The organism is Rhizobacter sp. P2_H2 (assembly GCF_056403375.1).
This window is the reverse complement of sequence record NZ_JBFUFP010001272.1, coordinates 1-1,400: the sequence shown is the minus strand read 5'-3', so window position 1 is coordinate 1,400 and position 1,400 is coordinate 1. Positions and strand designations below refer to the sequence as shown.

The window sequence follows — 1,400 nt, the reverse complement described above, 5'->3', positions numbered from 1 at the left end:
CCGCGACGGCAGCAGCGAGCCACGCGGTCGCATCGTCGACGCCGCTGTCCGTCGGCAGCGCGATCGCACGCAGGACGAGTGGCTGATCGGCACCGTCGGACGCCGCCGCCAACCGCAGCAGGCGGGCCTGGCGGTGCGCGGAGCCGCCGGCCGCGGCCTTCATCGCCGCATCGATGCGGCCGCGCGCCAGCTCGGCGTACTCGGTCGGCAGGCCTTCCTCGGCCGGCGCGGTCCCGCTCTCCATCGCCAGGCGCGCGCGCAGCACCGGCGACGCCTTGGTCAGCTCGGCCATGCGCTTCGCGTCGTCCTGCTTCAGGAAGCGGCGCAGCCGCGCCTCGTCGATCGCGATGTAGCTCGCCAGCGAGGCCATGCGCCCGCGCGCTTCGCCCAGGCCGGCCAGGCCTGCATCGAGGCGRCCGAAGTCGAGTTCGGAATACGCCGCGGCATAGCCGAACCACGCGTGCGCCGGCCAGCGCGCATGGCCGTCGATGAAGGCCTGCCACTTCTGCGGGCTCTCGGTGTCGCAGCGCACCGCGGCATAGCGCAGGTTCGGGTTGTCCTGCGCCGCCCGGCTGGCCGCCACATGGCGGGCGCAGACCTCGGCATGCGCAGCATTCTGCGTGCCGTCCTGCTCGGCACGCAGCGACGCCACTTCGTCGGACGTCGCCTTCAGCCGCTCGCGCACCAGCGCCAGCAGCTGGGCATCGTCGCCGACCATGCCGAGCCACGGCACGGCCGGCCCGCTGCCGCCGGCCTCCCAGCGCAGGTGCGTGGCGATCAGCTGGCGGCGCTGCACGTCGTTGGCCAAGGCGTCCAGCTGCCGATCGGGCGGCATGTCGACCAGCCCCTGCAACACGGTGCGCGTGCCGCCGCCGCCCTTCGTGCTGATCGACTTCGGCGGCTCCTCGAACACATGCTCGGCGCCGGTCGACAACCAGCGCGGCGTGCCGAGCATGCGCTCCGGAATGCTCTGCGTGCGGCCGTACACCGCGGTCCACTCGACCAGCGGCGCGGCCGACGCGACGTTGTAGACGTAGGTGCCGAAGCTGCCCTTCGCATCGGCCTCGAACGACTCGATCAGCGCGCCCTTCGGCGTGCGCGACTCGACCTGCACCATGTGCCCGGCCGGCAGCGTGAGCCGCTGCAGCGCGTTCGGTGCGACCGCCAGCGGCGGGCGCCCGGCCACCGTCACCTGCACCGGCGTGCCCAGCCCGTTGTAGACGACGATCTGCGCATCGCCCACCGAGCCGCCCAGGCCCAGCACCGCGGCGATGATGCCGCCGGCCACGCCGAGCCGCGCGAGCGCCGGCACGGCGCCATCGGCCGTCTGGAAGCGGGCGAGCCAGCCGAGGCGCGTCTGCCGCTGGCGTTCGCGGCCGGTCAGCAGCGTGGCATAGGCC

General features: G+C 74.1%; 1 protein-coding gene. It reads right to left on the bottom strand.

Annotated elements, in window-relative coordinates; genetic code table 11:
* On the bottom strand, positions 1-1,400 hold a 1,400-nt coding region (locus AC1D15_RS32265; RefSeq protein WP_477829268.1), incomplete at both ends, for a hypothetical protein.